Below are 24,978 nucleotides of genomic sequence, written 5' to 3'. Positions count from 1 at the left end.
GCCCGGTGCGCAGTTACGCGCGGCGGGGCGGGATCGGGACGACTTCGTTGTATCGCGGGGTCGCGGCTTCGTGCAGCAGGTCGCCGAGGTATTGCGCGAGTTCGTCCGCCGCGAGCGTGGGCGGAACATGCAGATTGGCGGGGCGCCGCTTGCCTTCGGCGCCGAGATCGAACACGGCCCAGCCGTCGTTCGTCCGCACGACGGCGAGCGGCCGTCCGAATGCGTTGAAGCGGTATTCGTCCTGCATGGCATCGCTCCCGTTGGGTGAACGCGTCGGCCGCCCGTGCGCGCTTACTGGATCGAGCAGGACAGCCAGCGGTGGATCTTGATGGCATCGCTCGAGACGCCCGCGCGGGTCGGCGCACCGAGCAGCACGACCGTTTCGCGGCGGCCCTTCACCCGCATGCGCATCACGACGCCGTGCCCCGACTCGTTGATGAAGCCGGTCTTCTGCAGCCGGATCGGCAGGCGGCGGTAGCGGACGAGCGGGTCGGAATTCACGTACAGCAGCTCGCCGTCGCCCGGGCGCACGGTGGTTGACGTATCGGTCGAGAAATAACGGATCAGCGGATCCTGCGCCGCCGCGCCGACGAGCTTCGCGAGATCCTCGGCCGTCGACACGTTGTGCGGCGACAGGCCGGTCGGCTCGCGGAAGTGCGTATGGCGCATGCCGAGCCGGCGTGCTTCGCGATTCATTGCCTTGACGAACGCGGCGCGCCCGCCCGGGTAGTCGCGGCTCAGCGCGGCGGCCGCGCGGTTTTCCGACGACATCAGCGCGATATGGAACATCTCGCGGCGCGACAGTTCCGAGCCGACCTGCAGGCGCGACCCGGTGAACTTGATCGTGTCGCGGTCGTGCGCGGTGACGCGCAGCACGCCGTTCAGCGGACGGTCGGCGTCGCGCGCGACGACGGCCGTCATCAGCTTCGAGATCGACGCGATCGGTCGCACGGTGCGTGCGTTGCGGGCCAGCAGCGGCGTGCCGGAATCGACGTCGAGCACGTAGGCCGCGCGTGAATGCAGGGAATTGACCGCACGCGGGCTGTAGCCGCAGCTCGCCATCAGGCGCGGCTTGGCAGCCGGGCGCGGCCGCACGGCGCTCGAACGTTTCGCGCGGCGTTGCTGCGGGGCCGGTGCCGCGTGACGCTTGACCGCCTGGTGCTTCACGCGCGGGCGGCGGTGCTTGACGGCTTTCTGTTTGCGCTGGGCCGGCTTCTTCTTGACGGTTTTCTTGACGGCCTTCGCCGGCGCATGAGCGTGCGCGGCACGCGGCGGCGGGTTGCGTGGCGTGGACGACGCATTCGGCGAGAAGGCGATCATCAGCATCGACAGGGCGACGAACAGGGTGGTCCGGGCGAGAGGCAGGCGCGCGATGAGGCCGGTCAAGCGAAAGTCTCCTTTTCACGCGCGGTGAGGCTGCGTGGAATGCGTGGGCGGTCAGCGGGATGCGGAAAATTATACGGTCGATCGCGGAGCGATGACGATTGAAGGCGGGAAAAGATGCGCGATTCGGTGAGTTTTGGTGGTGCTGGTCGGCGACTTGACGAGGGCGCAGTGGGCTGCGCGCTTGCGGTCGCTCTGTATATGAAACGATACGCGGCGCGACCGTGGGTCGATAGCGACGATGCTCAACGCGGCCAGTTGCGCCGCGACACCACCGCAAAACTGATCGCGATCGAACCGGTCACGGGGCGCGGCGGCGCGTCGTTCGGCGCGCTCATCGCGTCCACCGCATCGCCGAAGCGAAAGCGGCGGCCGCGGCCGTCGGTGCGTTCGGTGCGACGTTTTGGCGCGCACGGATCGGCCGTCGCGGCGCGCTCATCGATGGCGGCCGGTGCGCACGAAGTGTCGTCGGGCGGACATTCACAGACGAGATCAACAGACATGACGGTCGATTCCTGAAAGGGCATGTCCGTATTGAACGTCATCGCATTCGATCGGTAAAATGAATGTTTTGATCGTTAAGATTCCTTTTAAGAATGGAATTGAAACTGCTGCGAACCTTCCTGACGGTCACCGAGCTGTGTCATTTCAGCCGCGCGGCCGATGCGCTGCACATGAGCCAGCCGGCACTGAGCAAGCAGATCGGCGCGCTCGAGGCGAGCCTCGGCGGCAAGCTGTTCGAGCGCGGCCGGCACGGCGCGGAGCTCACTGCGTTCGGCGAGCGCTTCCTGCCCGATGCGCAGGCGCTGGTGCGCGATGCGGACGAGATTCTTACCCGCGCGCGTGAGCTGTCGAGCGGGCAGCGCGGTCATTTGCGGCTGGGCATCTGCCTGTCGGTTCTGACGCTCGTCCCGAAGCTCGTCGCGGAGTTTCGCAGCCGGAATCCCGGCATTGCCGTCACGTTGAGTGACCTGTCGTCCGCGGAGCAGACGCGCCGGTTGCGCGCGGGCAAGCTCGATGCGGGATTCCTGCGCCTGCCGTCGGACGAAGGACTGTCGTCGTTCAAGGTGATCGACGAGGCGCTGGCGCTGGCGGTGCCGCCGCATCTTGGCCTGAAGCGCGTGCCGGCCGATCTCGATACGCTCAACGAGATCGGCTTCATCGCGTTGCAGCGTGCACGCGGGCAAGGGTTGGCCGCGCAGGTCGACCGGTGGTGCGTCGAGCGCCGCTTCGTGCCGCACGTGACGCAGCAGGCCGAAGACGTGCAGTCGGTGCTCGCGTCGGTCGCGGCCGGCGCGGGCGTCGCGTTCATTCCGTCGCGGGCGCAATATCTGCTGCGCGACGCGACGGTATTGCCGCTCGACGGCAAGGACGCGAAGTGGCGCGTCGGGCTCGCTTGGCTGTCGAACCGCGACGATCCAGTCACCACACGCTTCGTGTCGTTCATGCGTGCCGCGATCAAGAATGCATGATGGACGAAGCGGTATAGTCTCCTCGGCCGGCGGCGCTCGCCCGATTGCGTGCCGGACACCCGAACGCAAGCCCCAGTCTCGCTCACCGACCCCCACCCATGACTTCTGAATCCGACGACTCCCCGCTCGACCCCGCACTCGTTGCGACGCTCGCGACGCTGAACGAAGCCGCGAGCGATCCGGCCGGCAAGACCTGGTCGTTGCCGAAGATCGCGAAACGCACGCAACTGCCGATGAGCACGCTGCGCCGTGTGCTGACGCAGCTCGACGCCGCGGGCCTGAGCGCGACGACGCTGAACGAGGACGGCACCGGCAGCGCCGCGCTGACCGACGAAGGTCGAGCGGTGTGCGCGCAACTGTTCGGCGCGAACGACGCACAATGAAAAACGGGCCGCTGAAAGCGGCCCGTCGTCTTGCGGTTCAGTATGCGGCTCGATGCGGCTTGCCGGTGCATTACCACCGCACCGTCACGCCGCCCATCACCGAATGATCGTAGGTCTGGTCGTTCAGCCCTCGCCGGTAGCCGATGTCGAGATCGAGCCACGGCTTCGGCGAATAGATCGCGCCTGCGATCGCGAATGCAGGATTCGCGCCGGCACCGCTCGCCGTGTGGCGCGACGTGCCGATGTCGGCCACGATCTGCAGCTTGTCGGTCGCCTTGTAAATCGCCGCGCCCGACACCGCCCAGATCGACGTCAGGTCGCCCTGGCGATTCGGCTGGTAGGTCATGCCCGCGTTCGCGAGAAACGAAAATCGCGCAACGTCGAGCTGCGCGAGCAGCGTTGCACCGGCACCCACGCGGCCGGTGCCGAGCCCGCGCCGGTCGTTGCCGGTGGGCGCCGTCAGTTTCGGCTTCAGCGCGATCGACAGCGGGCCGCGTTCGACGAACCGCCATTTCATGCCGATCTCGACATCGCCGACCCCGGCGCCATTCTCGTCGGTGCGGGTCTGCAGATGCGTGTAGGGCGCGTTCACGTAGAGATCGGCATGTTCGCCGAACCCGCGCGTGAGCGTCGCGTTCCACAGCTGGTGGCGGCCGTTTTCTTCCTGTTTCGAGGTTTCCTCCGCGTTGAATTCGAACTGCCAGTTCGCGTTGCCCTGCGTACCCGTGTCGTCGCTGACGAGCGGATGGGTGGCGAGGGCATCGAACGGCGCGAGGAGGGCGCTCGCGGCTGCGAGCGGAAGCATTCTTTTCATCGTGTCACCCGTGGTGCGTGGCGAGCCTGCCGGCCCACGCCGAGGGCGCGGGCCGGCAGGCCGTCAGGCGAAGACGTTCAGAGCCACTGCTTGTAGCGTCGCACGTAGATCGTCTTGACGATCTGCGCGAGCAGGATGTAGCCGACCATCGTCGAGGCGAGCCACAGCCAGAAGGTGCCCGGCAGGTGCATGAAGCCGAGGGACTCCGCGAACGGCGAGAACGGCAGCCAGCAGCCGATCGCGATCGCGGTGAACGTCGACAGCAGCACCGGCAGCGCGGCCGTGCTCTGCAGGAACGGGATCTTCTGCGTGCGCAGCAGGTGGACGACGAGCGTCTGCGACACGAGGCTCTCGATGAACCAGCCCGAGTTCATCACGATCTGGCCGCCGGTGCCACCGTTCAGGTGATACATCGCACCCGCGCCGAACACCGTCCACATCAGGATGTACGTGGTGATGTCGAACACCGACGACGTCGGCCCGACCCACAGCATGAAGCGGCTGATGTTGCCGGCTTCCCACTTGCGCGGCTTCTTCAGGAACTCGGGATCCATCTTGTCCCACGGCAGCAGCATCTGCGACGTGTCGTAGATCAGGTTCAGCACGAGCAGCTGGGTCGCGAGCATCGGCTCCCACGGCAGGAATGCGCTGGCGACGAGCACCGAGAACACGTTGCCGAAGTTCGAGCTTGCGGTCATGTTCAGGTACTTCAGGATGTTGCCGAACGTCTCGCGGCCCTTGATCACACCCTCCTCGAGCACCATCAGGCTCTTTTCGAGCAGGATGATGTCGGCGGTTTCCTTCGCGATGTCGGCGCCGCTGTCGACCGAGATGCCGACGTCGGCGTCGCGCAGCGCGGGCGCATCGTTGATGCCGTCGCCGAGAAAGCCGACCGTGTGGCCGTTTGCCTGCAGCGCCTTCACGATGCGCGCCTTCTGCAGCGGCGTGAGCTTCGCGAACACGGTCGTGCGTTCGACGACTTCCGCGAGCGTCGCGTCGTCGAGCGCCTCGATTTCCGTGCCGAGCATCGGCTTGCCGGGTTCGAGGCCGACCTGGCGGCACACCTTCATCGTGACGATCGGGTTGTCGCCCGTCAGCACCTTCACCGCGACGCCGTTCTCGCGCAGCGCGGCGAGTGCCGGCGCTGCCGATTCCTTCGGCGGATCGAGGAAAGTCAGGAAGCCGCGCACGACGAGGTCGTGTTCGTCGGCGGTGCGGTATTGCTGGCGCTCGTCGCCGCGCGGGATCGTGCGCGTCGCGAGCACGAGCACGCGGAAGCCGTCCTCGTTGTAGGCGCTGGCCTGTTCGAGCAGCCGCTTGCGCGCGACGAAGTCGAGCGGGCGCACGCCGTCCTCATCCTGCACGTGCGTGGAGACGGCCAGCATTTCCTCGACCGCGCCCTTGCAGATCAGCAGGTGCGTGCCGTGCGTGTCCTCGACGACGACCGACAGGCGGCGCCGCACGAAGTCGAACGGCAGTTCGTCGATCTTCTTGTAGCCTTGCGGTTTCACGCGCTCGCCGATCTCGTCGGCACGCGCGACGACCGCGATGTCGATCAGGTTCTTCTGGCCGCTCTGGTGGAAGCTGTTCAGCCAGCCGAGCCGCAGGATCTCCTCGTCCTTGTAGCCCGACAGGTCGAGGTGATGCTCGAGGATGATCTTGTCCTGCGTGAGCGTGCCGGTCTTGTCGGTGCACAGTACGTCCATCGCGCCGAAGTTCTGCACCGAGTTCAGCCGCTTGACGACGACCTTGCGGCGCGCCATCGCAACCGCGCCGCGCGCGAGGTTCGCGCTGACGATCATCGGCAGCATCTCGGGCGTGAGGCCCACGGCCACCGCGAGGGCGAACGTGAGCGCGCTCAGCCAGTCACCCTTGGTCAGCCCGTTGATCATGAACACGATCGGCACCATCACGAACATGAACTTGATCAGCAGCCAGCTCACGCTCGCGACGCCGCGGTCGAAGCTCGTCTCGATGCGCTTGTGGCTCACGACGTTGCGCGCGAGCGAGCCGAAGTAGGTGTCCTCGCCGGTCGCGACGACGACGGCCGTCGCCGTGCCGCTGACGACGTTGGTGCCCATGAAGCAGACGTTCTCGAGATCGAGCAGCGATGCCGACGTATCGGTCGCGGAGTCGGCTGCGCGCGTGCTGGCGGATTTGCCGGCGACCGCGCCGAGCGTGTCGTACTTCTCGACGGGCAGCGCCTCGCCGGTCAGCACGGCCTGGCTGATGAACAGGTCGCGCGATGCGAGCAGGCGCACGTCCGCCGGGATCATGTCACCGGCCGACAGGTGCACGATGTCGCCCGCCACGATTTCGCGCATCGGCACTTCGCGGCGTGTCGGTTCGGACGTGTCGGTCATGGCACGCTGCACGGTGGCGGTCGTGCGGACCATCGCCTTCAGCTTCTCGGCCGCGCGCAGCGAACGGAATTCCTGCACGAAGCGCAGCAGCGCGCTGATCGTGACCATCGTCAGCAGGATCGTCATGCCGACGTAGTCGCGATCGTCGGGCGCCGCGAAGTAGACGTCGGTGAAGAAGCTGATGGCGGCCAGCACCAGCAGCACGTAGACGAACGGGTTGTGGAACGAGAGCAGCAACTGGCGGGTCCAGTGCGGCGGCTTGTCGTGCGCGATTTCGTTCGGGCCGTAGTGCTGCAGGCGGTCGGCGGCCTGGTCGTAGGTGAGGCCGCGCGTGCTGGTGTTCAGCGACTTCAGCGTGTCTTCGAGCGGCCGGGCCGCTTCCTGCGCGGCGCGCATGATGCGCGGGTCGTTCTGCTGGCCGGCGCCGGCCTTGATGAAGCCGCGCTGTTTCTTTTGCGATGTGTTGTGTCGTGTTGTCATGAGTCGCTCCTTGCGCACGAGGCGGCGGGCGGGGAGCGGCCGTGACGTTATCGACGCACGAACGCTCCCCGCCGCGTCGCGTCAGGCGCGATCGGCTGTGGATCGGTGAAGGCGGGAACGCTCGCCGGCGCGTGCGGTGCGGCCGGAGGGGCAGTGCGCAGCGTCGCACCGGCGAGCGGTAATCGACTACTGTCGTCTGAGTTCATCTGCACTCCTGTCGGTTGCGAGTAATTGGCGCGGGCGATCGATAGCGACGCACGCACGAAGGCGCGCGGCCGGACGGCACGCGAACGGAAAGCGCGCGCGGCTGACGCTGCGCGCAACACGAACGCACGCGCGCGACGGCGCATCGCGTGCATTCGACAACAATGAAAATTCGGCGGGAGATCTGGCCAGTCAAGTCAGGCCGGAAGGACGCCGCATCCTGCTTCCCGGGATGCGGCAGAAGACGAGGCTCTGCGCGTTTTCCTCAGGCAGCAGTCAAGTTGGTCAAGGACCAACTACAACTCGCATCGGTGTTCACAGAACACTCCATGTAATTAGACGGGAGCGATGGTAATGGGTCGCTGTGCGAAGCGTCAACCTTTTTGTCAGTCGTTATTTCGAGAAACGTAATCGGGGTGATGCGTGCACGGCGCGCCGTCGGATCGACGCCAATGAAACGGCCGCGCGCATGCGATATCGGCATGCGCGCGGCCGGGGCGGGGCAGAAGGGTGGCGTATCAGTTGGCCGATGCGACGGCGGCCCCTGCGTCGAGGATGCCCGAGCCTGCCGGCATCGCGGTGCACGACGTGCCGGCCGCGAGCTTGGTCGTGCGCGTGCCGCCCTGCAGCTTCTGCTGGATCTGCGCGGGCGTGAGGTTGCCGTTCACCGACAACATCAGCGCGGCAACCCCCGTCACTTGCGGCGTGGCGAGGCTGGTGCCGTTCGCGAGGCCGTAGGTGTCCGAGCCCGGGGTCGTCGTGCCGGTATTCGACGTCGACAGGATGTTGACGCCCGGCGCGCTCAGCGAGACATCGGGGCCGAAGTTGCTGAACGACGCGCGGCGGCCGGTCGCGTCGGTGGCGCCGACGCTGATCACGCCGCGGCAGTTCGCGGGCTGGTCGAGCCCGGTCGACAGGCCGTCGTTGCCGGCGGCGACGACGACGGTCACGCCCTTCGCGGTCACGTCGTCGATGGCCTGCTGGAACGTCGTGCTGCACGCGCCGACACCGCCGAGGCTCAGGTTGATGACCTTCGCGGGGCGCGGGTTGTTCGGCACGCCGTTCACCGCGATGCCGGCGGCCCAGCGCATCCCGTCGGCGATGTCGCTCGTCGTGCCGCCGCACTTGCCGAGCACGCGCACCGGCAGGATCTGGCCGAGCCACGACACGCCGGCGATGCCGGTGCCGTTGTTGGCGGTCGCGCCGATCACGCCCATCACGCGGGTGCCGTGCCAGCTGCTGTCGCTCGGCTGGCTCGCGCAGTGATAGTACGGGCCGTTTGCGTTGTCGAGTTCCTGCTGCGTGACCCAGTCACCCGGGTCGGTTGCGTCGGAGCTGCGGGTCAGGCCGTTGTTGCTGGTGTTGACGTTGCTGATGAAGCTGTACCCGGACAGCAGGTTGCCGACGAGGTCGGCGTGCGGCCGGTAGCCGGTGTCGAGCACGGCCGTGACGACGGTCGGCGAACCCTTGGTCACACTCCACGCGGGCGGCAGGTTGATACCGGCGGTCGGGTCCGACAGGTACCACTGCTGGCTGTAGAGCGGGTCGCTCGGCGTGTCACGGATCTGCATCGGATGATCCGGTTCCGCGTAGTCGACATCCGAATCGGCTGCGAATGCCTGCGCGAGCGCGGCTGCGTCGGTGGCGGCCATGCGCTGGCCGAGCGACAGCACGGTCGCGCCGTTCGAGATCGTCCGTTCGACCTGCACGTTCACCGGCGTTTGCCCGACCGTGCTCGCATAGGCACGTGCGCTGCCGGTGACCGGCGCGGTCCAGCGCGTCATCGAGCGCTGGATCACCGCGTCGAGCCGCGTCCCGTTGTCGGTGGCCGCCATCGCACGCGTGGCCGTCAGCGTCTTCAGCTTGACGATCAGGTGATCGATCGGCGGTTCGGTCGGCGCGGTCTGCGCCGCCATCTGCACGGCGGCCTGCTGCGTCGTGCACGCATTGCTGCCGGAAGACGCGGGCGGGCTCGTGGGATTGGAGGGCGCGGGAGACGGCGTGGGGGCAGGGGCTGGCGCTGCGTTGGAAGAAGACGGGTTGCTGCCGTCGCCGCCGCCTCCACCGCCGCAACCGGCGAGGGGCAGGAGGGCGGCGGCGGACAGCATGCCGGCGAGCATGCGCGCATGTGCGGAGCGCGCCAGCGCAAAATTGAAACGCTTGGTTCTCATGTTGAAACTCGATCCTCGTAGATAACCGTCGTGCCGGCGGTGGCGCTGGTCCGGCTGACCCGGACCTTGTCTTTTTTGTCTGACGGTTGCAGCAAGGTTGCTGCGACGCGCCATGCACTGGGTAACGGCCAGCGCGGCGGCTTCTTGAGTGCGTTTCACGAGAAAAACCGGGGTGGGCGCAAACGATTACGTTGGTGCGTTGCAGCATGAACGCGCGTTTGGAACACATGGCACAGAAGGTGGGGCGAGTGCGTGCGCGGCCGGTCGGGCGACACGTGCGGCGCGGGCCGGTTTGCGCGGTACGGAAAACATCTTTCACGGCCCGGCCGCGGTGGAAGGTTGATTACGCTTTCCCTGATGCGACGCGAATTTTGTCGGGCGTACGATCGCGATTCGATCAACGTTTCGTCAGGAGAAAAGCATGGATCGCCGCTTACGCTGGCTGGCCGTTGCGCTGTCCTGTGCGCTGGCGGGCACCGCGCACGCGCAGGCCCTCACCGGCACGCTGAAGAAGATCAAGGACACGGGCGTCGTGTCGCTGGGCATTCGCGAATCGTCGGTGCCGTTCTCGTATTCGGACAACCAGCAGAAGAACATCGGCTATTCGCGGGACATCGCGTCGCGCATCATCGACCAGTTGAAGACGGAACTGAACGCGCCGAACCTCGCGGTGAAGGAAATCCCGATCACGTCGCAGAACCGGATTCCGCTACTGCAGAACGGGACGATCGATTTCGAATGCGGTTCGACGACGAACACGCTCGAACGGCAGAAGCAGGCCGCGTTCTCGAACAGCATCTTTTTGTACGGTATTCGCTTCAGCACGCGCAAGGATTCCGGCGTAAAGGACTTCGCGGACCTGGCCGGCAAGACGGTCGCGACGACGGCCGGCACGTCGGACGAGCGCCTGCTGCGCAAGCTCAACGAAGAGAAGGCGATGAACATGACGATCATCAGCGCGAAGGATCATGCCGAAGCGTTCATGAACGTCACGACCGGGCGCGCGGTGGCGTTCGTGATGGACGAGCCGCTGCTGTACGGCGAGATCGCGAAGGACCGCAACCCGGGCGCGTACACGGTGACGGGCACACCGCTCGTCCACGAAAACTACGCGTGCATGATGCGCAGGGACGATCCGGCGTTCAAGCATGTCGTCGACGGCGTGATCGCGAAGATGCAGACGTCGGGCGCGGCCGAGAAGCTCTACAACCAGTGGTTCACTCAGCCGATTCCGCCCAAGGGCGTGAGCCTCGACTATCCGCTGTCGGCGGAGATGAAGCAGCTGTTCAGGAATCCGACGGATCAGGCGCAGTATTGATTCGGCCGTCGCAATGAAAAACCGCCGGCGTATGCCGGCGGTTCGAGCGCGTGGCGCCGAGCGGCGCGACGCGTGTCAGGCCTTGATTTCCGTGCCGCGCGTGGCGGGGGCGGCAGGGGCGGCCGGCGTTGCCGGGGCCGTCGAACGCACCGACGGCTGCGCCGGCACGATGACGAGCACCGGCTCGGGCATGGCCCACGGCGCCATCGCGAAGCCGACGGGCTGCGGCATCGGCATCGCCAGTGCATTGGCGAACGCGATGTGCTGGAGCGCCATCATCTGCTGCTGCATCGCGACCATCTGTGCCTGAGCCGCCTGCATCCGGTACTGCGCGGCCTGCATTTGCCGCAGCGCCGCCGCGGGCGGCAGGCCGCCCGACGACGTCTGCATCTCGAAGCTCGCGCCGCCTTGCGGGCTATGCCAGCTCCACGTGCTGACCTTCATCGGGCCGACGGCCGTCTGGACGACCCGCGTTTCGGCTTTCACGGGCACGGCCTGCCCGTCGATGTTGACGAACATCGGTTGGGCGGCAACCGCGCCGGCCTGCCCGGCCAGGGCGAACACGGGCGCCAGCGCCAGCGCGCCCGCCGCCATATACGAACGGAATCGCATCTTCGTATCTCCATCAAACGAGATTGATCGAATCAACAATGACGTGCGGCTCACGGAGTGAGCCATCCGAGACAATGCCGCCGTCGGCTTAAATCAACATTAAAACCGCCGCCGGCCGGCGCCGGTTAGCGCATGTCGGGACGCGCCGCAATCGGCATTCAACCTCGCCCGTGCCAGGGGAATCCTGTCGCCCGATGCAACAACAGGCACAATACGGAATTCGCCGCGACACGCACGCGTGTTCGACATTCGAACATTGACGCTGCGGCACTGCTGCCCGACCTCCTTCCCCGTCGTCATGAACGCCACGCTCACTCCCGCGCGCGAGTCGAATTCGCCGCGTTTCCTGCTGTTCCTCATCTGCCTGTTCGCGTCCGCCGGCCAGCTCGCGATCGACATCTACGTGCCCGCGCTGCCCGACATGGCCCGTTCGTTCGCCACTACTCCGCAGGCGATCCAGTCGAGCGTGTCCGGCTACATGGCGGCCTACGCGCTCGGCCAGCTGATTTTCGGGCCGGTCGCCGATGCCTACGGGCGCAAGCGTGTGCTCGCGTTCGGGCTCGTGATCTACACGATCGGCTGCCTGCTGTCGCTCGGCGCGCAGAACCTGGAGACGTTCGTGCTCGCGCGCTGCCTGCAGGGCTTCGGGATCGCGACCACCAACCTGCTCGCGAAGGCGATCATCACCGATTCGTTCTCCGGCCAGGCGCTGATGCACGCGTTCACATACATGTCGATCGCGTGGGGGCTCGCGCCGATCGTCGCACCGGTGATCGGCGCGCACCTGCAGGAATGGTTCGGCTGGCGCGCGTGCCTCGTGTTCCTGCTCGTGTACTCGCTGGTGATGTGGGCGCTGCTGTGGCGTTACCGCGAAACCTTGCCGAAACCGGTGCATCTCGAGCCGCGCACGCTGATGACGAACGCGGGCAAGGTGCTGGCGAGCCCGGTGTTCCAGAGCTGCTTCCTCGCACAGGGGCTGTGCTACAGCATCCTGCTCGTGTTCAACATCGTCGGGCCGTTCATGGTGCAGACCACGCTGCACAAGCCGCCGACCTTCTTCGGCTATCTCGCGCTCGGAATCGGGCTGATGTATTTCCTCGGCGGCCTGTCGAACCGGATTCACCGGCCCGGGCTGCCGAGCGCCGAGCAACGGCTGCGCATCGGTGCGCGCGTGATGGCGGGCGCGTCGGTCGCGATGCTGGTGCTGGCGCTGACCGTCGGGCTGCGCGTCTGGACGCTCGCGACGCCGGTGCTCGTGATGGGCTTCTGCGCGGGCGCGATGTATCCGACGCTGATGGCCAAGGGCAATTCGCTGTTTCCGCATATCGCCGGCCTGACGAGCGCGATCCTCGGGTGCGCGCTGCTGCTGGTCTCGTCCGCGATGATGGGGTTGGCCGGCTTCGTGTCGATTCACGTGCTGACGCCGCTCGCGGTGTTCTTCGTCCTGCTGTCGTGCATCGTCGTGTGGATGGTCACCAAGCTGTTGCGGTACCTGTCGCAGCAGCAGGCGCAGGCCGCGCCCGTCGCGTGCGGGCGCGAGGAGGCCGCGTAAGTGCCCGCCGTCGACGAGCCATGAGCCCGATCCTGCTGAACCGCGTCGCCCGTGCCGACGCCGCCGACCTGATCGCCGCCAACCGCGCGAGCCGGAGCCACCATCTCCCGTGGGTCGATTCGTTCACCGATCAGGCGGGATTCGACCAGTGGTTCGGCCGCTGCCTGACGGGGCCGAACGTCGGCCTCGTCGCGCGCGAACGCACGTCCGGGGCGGTGGTCGGTGTGGTGAACCTCAACGAGATCGTCGGCGGCGTGTTCCAGAGCGCGTATCTCGGGTACTACGGAATGGCGGCGTTCAGCCGTACGGGGCCGATGACCGAAGCCCGGCGCGCGGCGATCGGCGTCGCGTTCGGCGAACTCGGGCTGTATCGGCTCGAAGCGAACATCCAGCCCGGCAACCACGCGTCGATCGCGCTGGTTCGGCGGCTCGGTTTCGCGAAAGAGGGGTTTTCGCCGCGCTATCTGCGCATCGGCGGCGAATGGCGCGACCACGAACGGTGGGCGTTGCTGGCGGATGGCGAATCCGAAGCGCGCACCTGACGGCCGCTACCGGGCGAATTTCTTTCCACCACAGGCCGTTTACAGCGGATGCGCCGCGCCGGCCTGCGTCAGCAGCGATACCGCAGCCGGATCCGGCATCCCGTTCGAGTCGATTGCACCGGCTTTCGCGAGTGCGGCGAGATCGCTGTCGACACCCGGTTGCCCGACCGTGAACGATGTGGTCAGGAACGCCGGCGCGGTGAGCGCCACCGAATAGCGCTGCTGCAGGTTCGTCACCACGGCCGATTGCGCGGCCTGTACGGTGTCCGCGTTGTTCATCGCCTGCTGATAGCGCGAATTCCCCTGGAAATTGCCGATCAATGTGCCCGTGTTCGTGCCGAGCTGGGCGGCGAGATAGACGAGCATCAGCTCCGTCTCGGGCGTCGTATTGAACGTGCCGCCCGCATAGGCGAGCGAATGCAGGCTCGTGCCGCCCGACGTCACGGTGATCACGCACGGCAGCGCCGCATTGACCGTCAAGCGGTAGTTGCCGCCGCCATCCGTCAGCGTCGTCGCCGACCCTGCCACGCAACTGACCGTGACCTGCGCGCTGGCGAGCGCACCGCCCGTCGCGGCCGTGCCGGAAAGCGCGACCGTCTGCGTGTTGTTGTTGAAGCAGGCATCGACGCCGAAGCAGGCATCGCCGTTGCACGCCTGAAGCGTCGCGAGGGTGGCGAGGCAGAGCGTGCCCAGCGCGGGGCGGATGAAACGCCTGGGGTGAATGTTCATGGTCGCGGGCCTTGACGAGAGTGGGGCAACCGGTCGGCGCAGATAGTGAGGCGCCGTTCCTATTCTAGGTCCCGAATCGGGGCGCTGCTCGGCCGTTTGGCATGCTGCCGTCGAGCGGGTCGTGCGCCGTGCCGCTACGCCGGCGGCGGGGCGTCAGTCGTGCGGTGAGCGTGCCGGCGCCATCACCTGGGCGAGCAACAGGCAACGCCGGCTCACGCATTCACCCGCTCAAGGCTTGCGCGCGGCCGCCTTCGCGAATGCGCCGCGCACCTCGAAGCTGATCGTATCGGCCACCTTGCCGCGCGCATCGACGAGTTCGAGCCGGTGCCGGCCCGGCCACGGCATCCACGCGATGCGATCGGCATGCCCGATCACCTTGTCGTCGAGCCGCCACGCGAATTTCGAGGCGCGCCCGGCCGAGCGCTCGAACCAGATCCGCTGGTTCTTCGGCGGAATGTCCGGATCGATCGCGAAGATCGTGCCGTCGGTCGGCATGCCGATCGTCAGCGGCGCGCGCGCACCGTCCTTGCCCGGCGTGACGGGGGCGGCGAGCCGGATCGTGTCGACGGCCGTTCCCGCGACGAACCACTCGTTGCGCGACGGTTCGATATCGCGTTCGAACGTGATGCGGCGCGTCTCGACGCCGGCCGGCGCGCGCGGCGCACGGCTCGGCTGGTCGCGGTGCAGGTAGCCCACGACGGCCGACCACACGGGCGACGCACCCGTGACGCCCGACACGTCCCACATCGGCGAGCCGTCCGCATTGCCGACCCACACGCCGACCGTATAGCGCGACGTGAAGCCGACGGTCCAGTTGTCGCGCATGTCCTTGCTGGTGCCGGTCTTGACCGCCGAAAAGAAGCGCGTCGCGAGCGGATTGTCGAAGCCGAACGTGCGCACGCGCGCGTTGTTGTCGGAGAGGATGTCGGTCACGACGAAGCTGGCTGCCTCGCTGAACACGCGCGTGCCGTCGGTCGCGGGCGCAGCGGCCGACGCGCCGGATGCCGGCGCCGGCGCGGGCCGGTCGACGACCTTGCGGGCCACGCCACCGTTCGCAAGCGCGCGGTACGCGTTGGTCAGCGACAGCAGCGTGACGTCCGCACTGCCGAGCGCGAGACTGAATCCGTAGTAATCGCCTTCCTGCGCGAGCGGCAGGCCGAGCGCGGTCAGCGTGCGCGCGAAGCGGTGCGGCGTGACGAGCACGAGCGTGCGCACGGCCGGCACGTTCAGCGAGCCGCCGAGCGCGCTGCGCACGCTCACCCAGCCCTTGAAATCCTTGTCGTAGTTCTGCGGAATGTACAGGCCGCCCCCGGCGGCAAGGTTGATCGGCGCATCGTCGAGCAGCGACGCGGCCGTCAGCCGTTTCTCGTCGATCGCCTGCGCATACAGGAACGGCTTGAGCGTCGAGCCGGCCTGGCGCGGCGCGAGCACGGCATCGACGTCGCGCGCGCCCGACAGCGCGCCGGACGAGCCGACCCACGCGCGAATCTCGCCGGTCGCGTTGTCGATCACGACGACTGCGCCGTCCTGCACGTTGCGCCGGTGCGCGGGCGCGTTGAGCTCGGTCAGCGCGCGCACCAGCGTGTCGCGCGCGAAGCGCTGCAGCGGCGCATCGAGGGTCGTGCGGATCTGCGCGCCGGCCGTTGGCCGGACCTCGGCCGCGATGCGTCGCGCGAAGTGCGGGGCGAGTGCGGCGCCGTCGTCGCGCGCGGCGCTGGCCGGGCGCGCGATGACGAGCTGTACGTAGCCGTCGAGCGACGCGCAGGCCTGCTCGGCATGCATGTCGCGCAGGATCCGGCACGCGCGCTCGGCGACTTTTGCGGGTGTTGCGTTGGGGGCGCGCACGAGCGCGGCCGCGATCGCGGCTTCGCGTGCATCGAGGCCCGACGGCGCCTTGCCGAACAGCACCTGCGACAGCGCGGCGAGGCCGATCGTCTCGCCACGGAACGGCACGAGGTTCAGGTACGCCTCGAGCACCTGATCCTTGCGCCAGCCGCGTTCGAGCAGCAGCGCGTTGACCGCCTGCGTCGCCTTCTGCGGCAGCGAGCGCTGGCCCGAGCGGCGCGGCGAATCGCTGAGCAGCCCGGCGAGCTGCATCGTGACGGTCGATGCGCCGCGCGTGCGCTCGTTCCACAGGTTGCCCCATGCGGCACCGGCGATGCCGCGCCAGTCGACGCCGCTGTGTTCATAAAAGCGCTTGTCTTCGGACACGACGATCGCCTCGCGAAACGCGGGCGACACATCGGCGAGCGACACCCAGTCGCCGCGCCGTTCGGTGAGGTCGACACGCGTGCGCTGCAGCGGCGTGCCGTCGCGTGCGAGCAGCACCCAGTCGGAGCTGCGCCAGTTGCGGCGCACTTCGTCGTAGCTCGGCAGCGCGTGTGCGACGAGCGGCGCGGCCAGCACGATTGCGACGAATACGCGGCCGGCGAAACGCGCCGGCCGCGGCAATACCGGATCGATCATCAAGGTCTCGTTACTTGCCCGCTTCGGCCGGTTTCACGGTCATCGGCGGGTTCGGCCACAGGCCGTACACGGACGGCGCGTACAGCGCCTCGACACGCGTCGGCGGCAGCCCGAAGGTACCGACGTTGTTCAGCCGCACCGTGTACTCGACCGAGAATTTGCCCTTCGGCAGATAGTCGTAGTACGCGCGGTAGCCGTCGAAATCGCGCTCGATGAACGCCGGCCACGCGCCGTCCGGCGACTTCTCGCCCTGCGTCGCCGCTTCGGAGTCGCGGCCGAGGCCCGAACCGAGGATCGTCGAACCGGCCGGAACCGGATCGTTGACGACGACCCACGTCATGTCGCTCTGCGCATCGATGTCGAGATGCACGCGCACGACGTCGCCGCGCGTCAGCACGCCCTTGACCGCGGGTGATACGGGCGTGACGGTCTTCGTGATCCGGTAGCCGGCCGCGAACGGCGAACGCAGCGGCACAGCCGCGAGGCTTTCGATCGTGGCCCACGGGCGGCCCGTGCCGTCCTGCGTGACCGACAGCGTGGCCGGCGCCTGCGACGCGCGCGGCCACGGCAGCATCACGCTGCGGGCCGCGGCGGCGCGGGTGGCCGGGGTTGCCGACGCAGGCGTGTCGGCGGCCGCGGGTGCCGCTCCTTGCGACCACGAGATCGTACGCGCGTCGCCGCCGAGCGCGACCTTCGTCGCACCGGTGACCGGCGTGCTCTCGTAGGTGCGCGAGAAGCGCTCGATCGCGAGCAGGCCGAGCGCGTTCGACGTCGTGGTCTGCCACGCGCCCTGGCGTTGCAGCGCCAGCAGGCCGGCCGTCACGCGCGGCATTTCGTCCTTCCACGCCGGGTCGCCCGCGAATTCCAGCGCGAGACGTGCCGCGTTGGTCTCGTTGCTGGTCATCAGCCACCACAGGTCGTCGTCGCGTGCGGTCGAGAAGACGAGCTGCGTGCCTTGATACGTGAGGCGTGCCCGGAGGATCTGTTCGACCTGCGCGCGTTTTTCGTCGCGTTGCGGGATGTCCTTCACGCGCGTCAGGATCGCGTGATAGTCGATCACCGCGGAAGTCGGCCACTGGTTCGGCGCGATCTCGATCGAGCCGAGCATGCGGCCCTGCGCGGCGCCGTAGCGCGACAGCGCCTCGATCGCGGCCAGCTTGCGCAGGTCGCGATCCTGGCGCGGCGCCCACGCGTTGCGCTCGAGGCGGCCGTCGACGAAGCGCACGAGCCCGGCCTCGAGCTGCGTACGCAGGTCTTCCGGCAGTGCGAAGCGCGGGTCGAGACGGCTCGCCTCGTCGGACACCACGAGCAGGTACGACGAAAGCGTCGCGCTGCCGGCATGCGAATCGTCGGACGACGGCGGGAAGTAGTTTGCGAGCCCGTCGCTGTCGAGATAGACGGGCATGCGTGCGATCAGCGCCTGCCATTGCGCGGGGTCGCGCAGGCCGATCGCGCGCGACGTCTGCTGTTCGAGGCAGCGGTACGGATAGCGTTCGAACCAGCGTTTCACGCCGGGCAGCCCGTCGGCGAGCTTCGACTGCAGCGACACGGCGATGCCGCCGCGCGGCAGGCCTTGCGCGTTGTTCGCGGCGCCGGCCGGGGAGGCGACCGGCACCGTCAGCGTGCCGTCGACTTGTGCGAGCGTCGCCTGCTGGACCGTGACCGGCAGCGCGGGCACGACCTTCTGCGCGACCGCCAGCGCGTCGGCCGCGCGCTTGCCGCCTTGCTCGGCCGCCTCGATGCGCCAGTTCAGCGCACCGGCCGCGTCGAGCGCCTGCTCGGGCACGGTGATCGTCCACGCGACCTCGGTGGCCGTGTTGGCCGCGAGCGAGACGGTTTGCGGCGCGACGTCGAGGCCCGTCACGCGCGGCGTCACGACGACCTGCATCGCACGGTCGGTCGTGTTGCGCAGCGTGACCTGCGCACGGAACGCGTCGCCTTCGCGCACGAGCGGCGGCAGGCCGGAGATCAGCTGCAGGTCCTGCGTGCTGCGGATCGACGTGCTGCCGGTGCCGAAGCGGTCGGGGCCGACCGCAGCGATCGCGACGATCCGGAAGCGCGTGAGCGCGTCGTTCAGCGGCACCTCGACGGTCGCGCTGCCGTTCGCATCCAGCGTCACGCGCGGATTCCACAGCAGCAACGTGTCGAACAGCTCGCGCGTCGGCGCGCTGCCGCCACCGCCGCCCGCCGGCACGGCCTTGCGGCCGAAGTGGCGGCGGCCGACGATTTCCATCTGTGCCGTGGATGTCTCGACGCCGTACGCGCGTCGCCGCAGCATAGCGTCGAGCAGGTCCCAACTGTTGTTCGGCATCAGTTCGAGCAGCGCCTCGTCGACGGCCGCGACCGCGATTTGCGTGCCGGCCGGTGCGGGCTGGCCGTTGGGCAGCGTGACCTTCACGTGCGCCTGCGCCTTGCTGCGCACCGTGTAGCGCGTCGCATCCGTCGTCACGGTCACGCCGAGACGATGCACGCCCGTGCCGACCTTGATTTCGCCGAGACCATAGCGGAACGCGGGCTTCGACAGGTCGACGAACGCGGTCGGCGCTTCATAGTGACGGCCTTCGCGCCAGAACGCGCGCGCCCATTCGACCGGTGCCTTCCAGCCCCACGTGAAGAACGAGTACCACGGTACCTCGCGAATCCGGCCACGCAGCGCGAGCACCGACACGTAGACGTTCGGCCCCCACGATTCGTCGACCTTCAGGTCGACCGTCGGGTTCTTGCCGTTGAGCTCGACGATGTGCGTTTCCATCACGCCGCCGCGTTCGACCGCGACCAGCGCGGTTGCGTAGCGGAACGGCATGCGCACCTGGAAGCGGGCGGTTTCGCCCGGCTCGTACGCGGTTTTCTCGGGGATCACGTCGATCCGGTCGGTGTTGTCGCCGCCGAACCAGAGCTCGTCCTCGCGCGTGACCCACACCGACGTCGATGCGTTCGACGTGCGGCCGTCGCCGTCTTTGGCGACCGCGATCAGCTGCACGTTGCCGGCCTGTTCGAGCGTCGCGTCGCAGGCCATGCGGCCCTTGTCGTCGGTCTTGCCCGAGCACAGCACGCCGAGGTCGCGCGTGTCGCTCTTGTTGTCGTACGCATAGAAGCCGCCGACCATCCGCTTGCGCGACGACGTCGTGATGTGCGCGACACCCTTGATCTCGATCGGCACCGACGCGCGCGGCTTGCCTTGCAGGTCGACCGCCAGTGCCTGCACGGGCACGCGCTGGCCGACCGATACCCAGCGGCCCGCCTTGATGCCGGCCACCACCGCGGCCGGCCACAGGATCGTGTCGCCGCGAATCGTCTGCACTTCGCCGTTCGGGTCGGCGAACGTCGCTTCGAGCGCGATGCGCTTCGGTGCGTCGACGTCGGGCAGGCCCTTGAGCGTGACCGAGCCCGCGCCGTTGCGGTCGAGCGTCAGCGGCAGCTTGTCGGCGATCAGCTTCGTTGCGTCGGGATCGTTGTTTGACGCCGATGCGTTGTCGCCGTCCTGCGAATCGTCGTCGGCGTTGCCGTCGCTCTTGTCGGCGCGATACGGCGTGAAGCTGAAGTCCTCGAAGCGATCCGCGAACGGCGGCGACGCCCACTTCATCAGCGCCGACACCTGCACCGGCAGGTTCGATGCGCCGCCGCCCGATACGTAGTCGATCTGCACCGCGAGCGGCGCTTCCTTCACGGCGACGAGCGGGCTCTTCTGCGCGTCGCGCGCGCCGATCGACCCCTTCAGCACCGGCAGGCGGAACGCCTCGACGCGGAAGCTGCCGCTGTAATAGGTGGCGGTCGGGGCGTCTTCCGGGCCGCCTTCGAGCTCGACGCTGTATTCGCCGAGCTTCGCGGCGGCCGGCAGCGTGAACTGCGTGTCCGCGCTGTGGTCGGCTGCCCACGTGAGCGGCAGCTTGTAGGTCTGGCCCGTGCCGAGATGGCGGATCGTCACGCGCGTCGGGTATTGCGCCGGGAACGCAAGGCTCTGCAGCGTTTCGGCACGAATGAAGTGCTTCATCGACACGGTTTCGCCGGCGCGCAGCAGCGTGCGGTCGAAGACCGTATGCGCGCGCACGGTGCGTGCGCTGTCCGTGTCGGTCGGCACGTTGAAGCGCCACGATTCGATTCCGCGGTTCCAGCCCGAGCTGACGAACGCCATGTCGGGGCCCGTCTTCGGATCGTTCACGCGGGCCGACACGAAGTAGTCGTCGAAGCGTTGCTCCGAATCGGACGAGCTGCAGGCGCGCTTCGATTCGAACGCGCCGTCGATCTTCAGCAGGCCCTGCGCATCGGTCTTGCCGGACGCGATCTCGTCGCCGTTGCAGTCCGATACGCGGATCTGCGCGTTCGGCACGGGCTTGCCCTTGTCGAGCGTCGTGACCCACACGAGGTTGTTTTCGCGGCCCTGTTTCAGGTGCACGCCGAGGTTGGTGACGAGCACCGTGGTGCGCACGTACATGCTCGACGGCTTCGCGAGCAGCGAGCGGCCGAGCGCCGGCGACGCGAGCTCGAGCACGTAGAAGCCAGGCTTCTCGATCGGCACGCCGACGACTTCGAACGGGCGCAGCGCCTTCGGGTCCGCCTTCGGCAGCGTCAGCGCCTGCACGCCGGGCTGGCCCTTGAGCAGCGTCAGCGAGCGCACGTCGATGCGGCGATCCTTCGGCGCGGGCGCCTTCTCGCCGGCTTCACGCGGCACGTACACGGGATGCTGGCCCTTGCGTTCGAGCAGGCCGGGAATCTGGCTGTCGATCGAGCCGGCCGTCATCGACCAGTTGTCGAAGCGGTCGACCGTGCGCATCCACTGGCGAATCGCGGTGTCGTCGTCGACCTTCAGGTTCGAGAATTGCGCACCTTGAGTGTTGAGGCCGTCGATATGCAGGTCGGCCTCGACGTTGCGCAGCGTGACGGGCACGAGCGCGGGCGAATCGGGTTCGGCGAAGCGCTCGACGATCCCGAAGGTGCCCGACGAGAACTTCGCGAGCGGCGGCATCGGCGCGGTGCGCGTCGCGAGCGGGAACAGGTCGGCGTTCGACAGCGAGCGGTCGGTCACGTCGCGCAGGCCCGACGGCAACTCGATCGTGAGGCCGGCCTGCTCGGGCAGCGGCGGGTTGAACGTGACGGTGGTGACTTCCTCGCTCTTGTCGTCGGCCGCGAAGGTCGGCGAGAGCGTTCCGTCCGGGCCGCGCAGCTTGATCGCCTCGGCATTCTTGCGCGAGATCGGCGCGTTGAACGACAGCGTGAGCGGGCGCAGCGGCGTGCAGGGCGCCTTCGCGTTTTCGCGTTCGCACGAGAAGCTCGCGGCGAACGGGGCGCGCACGGTGAAATCGAAGCGGCGTTCCGTTTCGTTCGGGATCCCGCTCGGGCTCGTGACGCCCTTGCCGTACACGAGCTGCATCTTCGCGCTTGCCGGCAGCGCCTGTGCGCACGACAGCGTCAGCACCCGCGCGGCATCCTTCTTCAGACCGAAATGGTCGAGAAGTGCATTGCGCGCATCGTCGTCGGCGGCCGTGACGGGAATGCGGTTGCCGATGCCGGCTGCTTCGCACCAGATGTTCGCGAGCGCCGAGCGCGGTTCGGCCGGGCCGTTCAGCTTCAGCACGAACATCTGCCGTTCCTCGATCTCGCGCGAGCCGGGGCGGACGTTCACCGGGAACGGGCCGCCCGTCTGGAACGTGAAGCGGCGCGGGCCGCTGGCCGCATTGCCGGCGACCGAGCGCAGCGTGTCGTTGAGCGCGACCGAGCAGCGCACGCCGGGCGGCAGGTCGTTTTCGAAATCGTAAGCCCAGGTCTTGTCGTCGAGCCAGTGTCCCTGGCCGCGCGCCGCCGTGGAATCGTTGCAGGTGACGCGTGCGGGATTCGGCGCGGAGGCCGACCCGAACGCGACCATCGGTTCGTCGAACTTGACGACGGTTTGCCGGACCTCGGTGACGGTGCCTTGCGGCGACACGCTCACCGTGCGCGCCGCGCCCGCATGCAGCGACAGCGCCGTGGCGCCGCCGAGCGCCGCGACGGCGCCGATGCGCCAGAGCAGCCGGGTGGTGTGGTCGGTTCGCTTTGCTTTGTTCTGTTTGTCGCGTTGCTTCATCGCTCGTTGCCCTTGGAGGGAAGCTTTCTGTTTGATTGCACGCGATTCTAACCGACCGACCTGCGCGCGCATCGCGCTGCACGGTGTGTCGTCGGCGTGCGACACTGGGGTGCGTGCCGCAGATTTGTCGCGTCAACGACACAAAAATGCAGCGAAATGTCGATTGTCTCGGATTGCGGAACATTTAATGGACTATAAAAAGATTGTTCGATCCGATTTGTGCGCGTACATTTCAGGTCCGCGCCAATGTTTGAGAAATATCAAGCGTGGTTTTCCCGAATCCGGTGTTCGAGAGAAGGAAACATGCACAACGACAACACTCCCCACTCGCGTCGCACAGGCGACGCAGCCGTAACAGGCATCACACGACGTCAATGGCTGCAGGGCGCACTGGCGCTGACGGCGGCGGGCCTCACCGGCTCGCTGGCGTTGCGGGCCCTGGCCGACGATCCCGGCACCGCGCCGCTCGATACGTTCATGACGCTCTCCGAAGCAGTGACAGGCAAGAAGGGGCTGAGCCGCGTGCTCGGCCAGCGCTTCCTGCAGGCATTGCAGAAGGGTTCGTTCAAGACGGCCGACAGCCTGCCGCAACTCGCCGGCGCACTCGCGTCCGGTTCGCTGAATCCCGATCAGGAAGCGCTCGCGCTGAAGATTCTTGAAGCGTGGTATCTCGGTATCGTCGATAACGTCGTGATTACCTACGAAGAAGCATTAATGTTCAGCGTCGTATCCGATACGCTCGTGATCCCGTCGTATTGCCCCAACAAACCCGGCTTCTGGGCCGAAAAACCGATCGAGAGGCAAGCCTGATGGCCGATACCGATACGCAAAAGGCCGACGTCGTCGTCGTCGGATCGGGTGTCGCAGGCGCGATCGTTGCACACCAGCTCGCGATGGCGGGCAAGTCCGTGATCCTGCTGGAAGCCGGCCCGCGCATGCCGCGCTGGGAAATCGTCGAGCGCTTCCGCAACCAGGTCGACAAGACCGATTTCATGGCGCCGTATCCGTCGAGCGCATGGGCGCCGCATCCGGAATACGGCCCGCCGAACGACTACCTGGTCCTGAAGGGCGAGCACAAGTTCAACTCGCAGTACATCCGCGCGGTGGGCGGCACGACGTGGCACTGGGCCGCATCGGCGTGGCGCTTCATCCCGAACGACTTCAAGATGAAGACCGTGTACGGCGTCGGCCGCGACTGGCCGATCCAGTACGACGACCTCGAGCATTACTACCAGCGCGCCGAAGAGGAACTCGGCGTGTGGGGCCCGGGCCCCGAGGAAGACCTGTACTCGCCGCGCAAGGAGCCGTACCCGATGCCGCCGCTGCCGTTGTCGTTCAACGAGCAGACGATCAAGAGCGCGCTCAACGGCTACGACCCGAAGTTCCACGTGGTGACCGAGCCGGTCGCGCGCAACAGCCGCCCGTACGACGGCCGGCCGACCTGTTGCGGGAACAACAACTGCATGCCGATCTGCCCGATCGGCGCGATGTACAACGGTATCGTTCACGTCGAGAAGGCCGAGCTGGCCGGCGCGAAGCTGATCGACAGCGCGGTCGTCTACAAGCTCGAGACCGGGCCGGACAAGCGCATCACCGCGGCGGTCTACAAGGACAAGACGGGCGCCGACCATCGCGTCGAAGGCAAGTACTTCGTGATTGCGGCGAACGGCATCGAGACGCCGAAGATCCTGCTGATGTCCGCGAACCGCGATTTCCCGAATGGCGTCGCGAACAGCTCGGACATGGTCGGCCGCAACCTGATGGATCACCCGGGCACCGGCGTGTCGTTCTACGCGAACGAGAAGCTGTGGCCGGGCCGCGGCCCGCAGGAGATGACGTCGCTGATCGGTTTCCGCGACGGCCCGTTCCGCGCGACCGAAGCCGCGAAGAAGATCCACCTGTCGAACATGTCGCGCATCAACCAGGAAACGCAGAAGATCTTCAAGGGCGGCAAGCTGATGAAGCCCGAGGAGCTCGACGCGCAGATCCGCGACCGTTCCGCGCGCTACGTGCAGTTCGACTGCTTCCACGAAATCCTGCCGCAACCCGAGAACCGCATCGTGCCGAGCAAGACGGCCACCGACGCGATCGGCATCCCGCGCCCCGAGATCACGTATGCGATCGACGACTACGTGAAGCGCGGCGCCGTGCACACGCGCGAGGTCTACGCGACGGCCGCGAAGGTGCTGGGCGGCACCGAAGTCGTCTTCAACGACGAGTTCGCGCCGAACAACCACATCACGGGCGCGACGATCATGGGCGCGGATGCACGCGACTCGGTCGTCGACAAGGACTGCCGCACGTTCGACCATCCGAACCTGTTCATCTCGAGCAGCTCGACGATGCCGACCGTCGGTACGGTGAACGTGACGCTGACGATCGCGGCGCTTGCGCTGCGGATGTCGGACACGCTGAAGAAGGAAGTCTGACC

Annotated in this window: 17 protein-coding genes; 8 read left to right on the top strand and 9 right to left on the bottom strand. The window is 67.4% G+C overall.

Annotated elements, in window-relative coordinates; translation table 11 throughout:
* Window positions 1-13: 13 nt before the first annotated feature.
* Both LXE91_RS19475 and LXE91_RS19470 read right to left on the bottom strand, forming a co-directional pair.
* Window positions 14-247, bottom strand: a complete 234-nt coding sequence (locus tag LXE91_RS19475; protein WP_039351207.1) for a DUF7661 family protein — start codon at window positions 245-247, stop codon at window positions 14-16.
* A 44-nt stretch (window positions 248-291) separates the two neighbouring features.
* Complete coding sequence (locus LXE91_RS19470; RefSeq protein ID WP_039351204.1) at window positions 292-1,386, bottom strand: serine hydrolase; 1,095 nt, start codon at window positions 1,384-1,386, stop codon at window positions 292-294.
* 114 nt (window positions 1,387-1,500) lie between these two features.
* Here LXE91_RS19470 and LXE91_RS43745 point away from each other — a divergent pair, with 114 nt between their 5' ends.
* The 3 genes from LXE91_RS43745 (at window position 1,501) to LXE91_RS19455 (ending at window position 3,238) form a co-directional block, all read left to right on the top strand.
* The gene (locus LXE91_RS43745; RefSeq protein ID WP_174990628.1) at window positions 1,501-1,902 is read left to right on the top strand and encodes a hypothetical protein; all 402 of its coding nucleotides are present in this window, start codon (window positions 1,501-1,503) and stop codon (window positions 1,900-1,902) included.
* Window positions 1,903-1,979: 77 nt separating this feature from the next.
* Window positions 1,980-2,855 carry a LysR family transcriptional regulator gene (locus tag LXE91_RS19460; protein ID WP_039351198.1) on the top strand — a complete coding sequence of 292 codons (876 nt, stop codon included), beginning with the start codon at window positions 1,980-1,982 and terminating at the stop codon, window positions 2,853-2,855.
* Window positions 2,856-2,953: 98 nt separating this feature from the next.
* Window positions 2,954-3,238 (top strand): hypothetical protein, encoded by a 285-nt coding sequence (locus tag LXE91_RS19455; RefSeq protein ID WP_039351195.1) that lies wholly within the window; start codon window positions 2,954-2,956, stop codon window positions 3,236-3,238.
* A gap of 70 nt (window positions 3,239-3,308) precedes the next feature.
* Here the strand turns inward: LXE91_RS19455 and LXE91_RS19450 are convergent, their stop codons facing one another.
* The 3 genes from LXE91_RS19450 to LXE91_RS19440 form a co-directional block, all read right to left on the bottom strand.
* Window positions 3,309-4,052 carry a transporter gene (locus tag LXE91_RS19450; protein WP_039351191.1) on the bottom strand — a complete coding sequence of 248 codons (744 nt, stop codon included), beginning with the start codon at window positions 4,050-4,052 and terminating at the stop codon, window positions 3,309-3,311.
* Window positions 4,053-4,129: 77 nt separating this feature from the next.
* Window positions 4,130-6,895: a magnesium-translocating P-type ATPase gene (gene mgtA, locus LXE91_RS19445; RefSeq protein ID WP_076841355.1), complete on the bottom strand. Its 2,766-nt coding sequence runs from the start codon at window positions 6,893-6,895 to the stop codon at window positions 4,130-4,132.
* A gap of 722 nt (window positions 6,896-7,617) precedes the next feature.
* A complete protein-coding gene (locus LXE91_RS19440) occupies window positions 7,618-9,270 on the bottom strand; it encodes a S8 family peptidase (RefSeq protein ID WP_039351186.1) in 1,653 nt (550 codons plus the stop codon).
* 421 nt (window positions 9,271-9,691) lie between these two features.
* Here LXE91_RS19440 and LXE91_RS19435 point away from each other — a divergent pair, with 421 nt between their 5' ends.
* Window positions 9,692-10,588: a glutamate/aspartate ABC transporter substrate-binding protein gene (locus tag LXE91_RS19435; RefSeq protein WP_046196525.1), complete on the top strand. Its 897-nt coding sequence runs from the start codon at window positions 9,692-9,694 to the stop codon at window positions 10,586-10,588.
* Window positions 10,589-10,663: 75 nt separating this feature from the next.
* Here the strand turns inward: LXE91_RS19435 and LXE91_RS19430 are convergent, their stop codons facing one another.
* The gene (locus LXE91_RS19430) at window positions 10,664-11,200 is read right to left on the bottom strand and encodes a hypothetical protein (RefSeq protein WP_039351183.1); all 537 of its coding nucleotides are present in this window, start codon (window positions 11,198-11,200) and stop codon (window positions 10,664-10,666) included.
* 298 nt (window positions 11,201-11,498) lie between these two features.
* Here LXE91_RS19430 and LXE91_RS19425 point away from each other — a divergent pair, with 298 nt between their 5' ends.
* Both LXE91_RS19425 and LXE91_RS19420 read left to right on the top strand, forming a co-directional pair.
* Window positions 11,499-12,752 (top strand): multidrug effflux MFS transporter, encoded by a 1,254-nt coding sequence (locus LXE91_RS19425; protein ID WP_039351180.1) that lies wholly within the window; start codon window positions 11,499-11,501, stop codon window positions 12,750-12,752.
* 20 nt (window positions 12,753-12,772) lie between these two features.
* A complete protein-coding gene (locus LXE91_RS19420) occupies window positions 12,773-13,294 on the top strand; it encodes a GNAT family N-acetyltransferase (protein ID WP_039351177.1) in 522 nt (173 codons plus the stop codon).
* Between the two features lie 39 nt (window positions 13,295-13,333).
* Here LXE91_RS19420 and LXE91_RS19415 read toward each other — a convergent pair whose 3' ends face one another.
* The 3 genes from LXE91_RS19415 to LXE91_RS19405 form a co-directional block, all read right to left on the bottom strand.
* Window positions 13,334-14,023 carry a hypothetical protein gene (locus LXE91_RS19415; protein ID WP_039351174.1) on the bottom strand — a complete coding sequence of 230 codons (690 nt, stop codon included), beginning with the start codon at window positions 14,021-14,023 and terminating at the stop codon, window positions 13,334-13,336.
* 228 nt (window positions 14,024-14,251) lie between these two features.
* Window positions 14,252-16,489: a penicillin-binding protein 1C gene (gene pbpC / locus LXE91_RS19410; RefSeq protein ID WP_039351170.1), complete on the bottom strand. Its 2,238-nt coding sequence runs from the start codon at window positions 16,487-16,489 to the stop codon at window positions 14,252-14,254.
* A 10-nt stretch (window positions 16,490-16,499) separates the two neighbouring features.
* Window positions 16,500-22,547, bottom strand: a complete 6,048-nt coding sequence (locus LXE91_RS19405; RefSeq protein WP_039351167.1) for an alpha-2-macroglobulin family protein — start codon at window positions 22,545-22,547, stop codon at window positions 16,500-16,502.
* Between the two features lie 303 nt (window positions 22,548-22,850).
* On the opposite strand from LXE91_RS19405, the gene LXE91_RS19400 reads away from it, so the two are divergent.
* Window positions 22,851-23,357, top strand: a complete 507-nt coding sequence (locus LXE91_RS19400) for a sugar dehydrogenase complex small subunit (RefSeq protein ID WP_039351163.1) — start codon at window positions 22,851-22,853, stop codon at window positions 23,355-23,357.
* Window positions 23,357-24,976 carry a GMC family oxidoreductase gene (locus tag LXE91_RS19395; protein WP_039351161.1) on the top strand — a complete coding sequence of 540 codons (1,620 nt, stop codon included), beginning with the start codon at window positions 23,357-23,359 and terminating at the stop codon, window positions 24,974-24,976. The genes LXE91_RS19400 and LXE91_RS19395 overlap by 1 nt, the downstream gene beginning before the upstream one ends.
* The last annotated feature ends 2 nt before the right edge of the window (window positions 24,977-24,978 follow it).

The organism is Burkholderia contaminans, from assembly GCF_029633825.1.
Classification (GTDB): Bacteria; Pseudomonadota; Gammaproteobacteria; order Burkholderiales; family Burkholderiaceae; genus Burkholderia; species Burkholderia contaminans.
Note: the sequence above shows the minus strand (reverse complement) of the source record. Positions and strands in the feature narration are given on the sequence as shown.

Excerpts from the sequence above, each read along its gene's own strand:
- LXE91_RS19475 (WP_039351207.1), bottom strand. The coding sequence starts at position 247 with ATGCAGGACGAATACCGCTTCAACGCATTCGGACGGCCGCTCGCCGTC.
- LXE91_RS43745 (WP_174990628.1), top strand. The coding sequence starts at position 1,501 with ATGCGCGATTCGGTGAGTTTTGGTGGTGCTGGTCGGCGACTTGACGAG.
- LXE91_RS19460 (WP_039351198.1), top strand. The coding sequence starts at position 1,980 with ATGGAATTGAAACTGCTGCGAACCTTCCTGACGGTCACCGAGCTGTGT.
- LXE91_RS19455 (WP_039351195.1), top strand. The coding sequence starts at position 2,954 with ATGACTTCTGAATCCGACGACTCCCCGCTCGACCCCGCACTCGTTGCG.
- LXE91_RS19450 (WP_039351191.1), bottom strand. The coding sequence starts at position 4,052 with ATGAAAAGAATGCTTCCGCTCGCAGCCGCGAGCGCCCTCCTCGCGCCG.
- mgtA (WP_076841355.1), bottom strand. The coding sequence starts at position 6,895 with ATGACAACACGACACAACACATCGCAAAAGAAACAGCGCGGCTTCATC.
- LXE91_RS19440 (WP_039351186.1), bottom strand. The coding sequence starts at position 9,270 with ATGAGAACCAAGCGTTTCAATTTTGCGCTGGCGCGCTCCGCACATGCG.
- LXE91_RS19435 (WP_046196525.1), top strand. The coding sequence starts at position 9,692 with ATGGATCGCCGCTTACGCTGGCTGGCCGTTGCGCTGTCCTGTGCGCTG.
- LXE91_RS19430 (WP_039351183.1), bottom strand. The coding sequence starts at position 11,200 with ATGCGATTCCGTTCGTATATGGCGGCGGGCGCGCTGGCGCTGGCGCCC.
- LXE91_RS19425 (WP_039351180.1), top strand. The coding sequence starts at position 11,499 with ATGAACGCCACGCTCACTCCCGCGCGCGAGTCGAATTCGCCGCGTTTC.
- LXE91_RS19420 (WP_039351177.1), top strand. The coding sequence starts at position 12,773 with ATGAGCCCGATCCTGCTGAACCGCGTCGCCCGTGCCGACGCCGCCGAC.
- LXE91_RS19415 (WP_039351174.1), bottom strand. The coding sequence starts at position 14,023 with ATGAACATTCACCCCAGGCGTTTCATCCGCCCCGCGCTGGGCACGCTC.
- pbpC (WP_039351170.1), bottom strand. The coding sequence starts at position 16,489 with ATGATCGATCCGGTATTGCCGCGGCCGGCGCGTTTCGCCGGCCGCGTA.
- LXE91_RS19405 (WP_039351167.1), bottom strand. The coding sequence starts at position 22,547 with ATGAAGCAACGCGACAAACAGAACAAAGCAAAGCGAACCGACCACACC.
- LXE91_RS19400 (WP_039351163.1), top strand. The coding sequence starts at position 22,851 with ATGCACAACGACAACACTCCCCACTCGCGTCGCACAGGCGACGCAGCC.
- LXE91_RS19395 (WP_039351161.1), top strand. The coding sequence starts at position 23,357 with ATGGCCGATACCGATACGCAAAAGGCCGACGTCGTCGTCGTCGGATCG.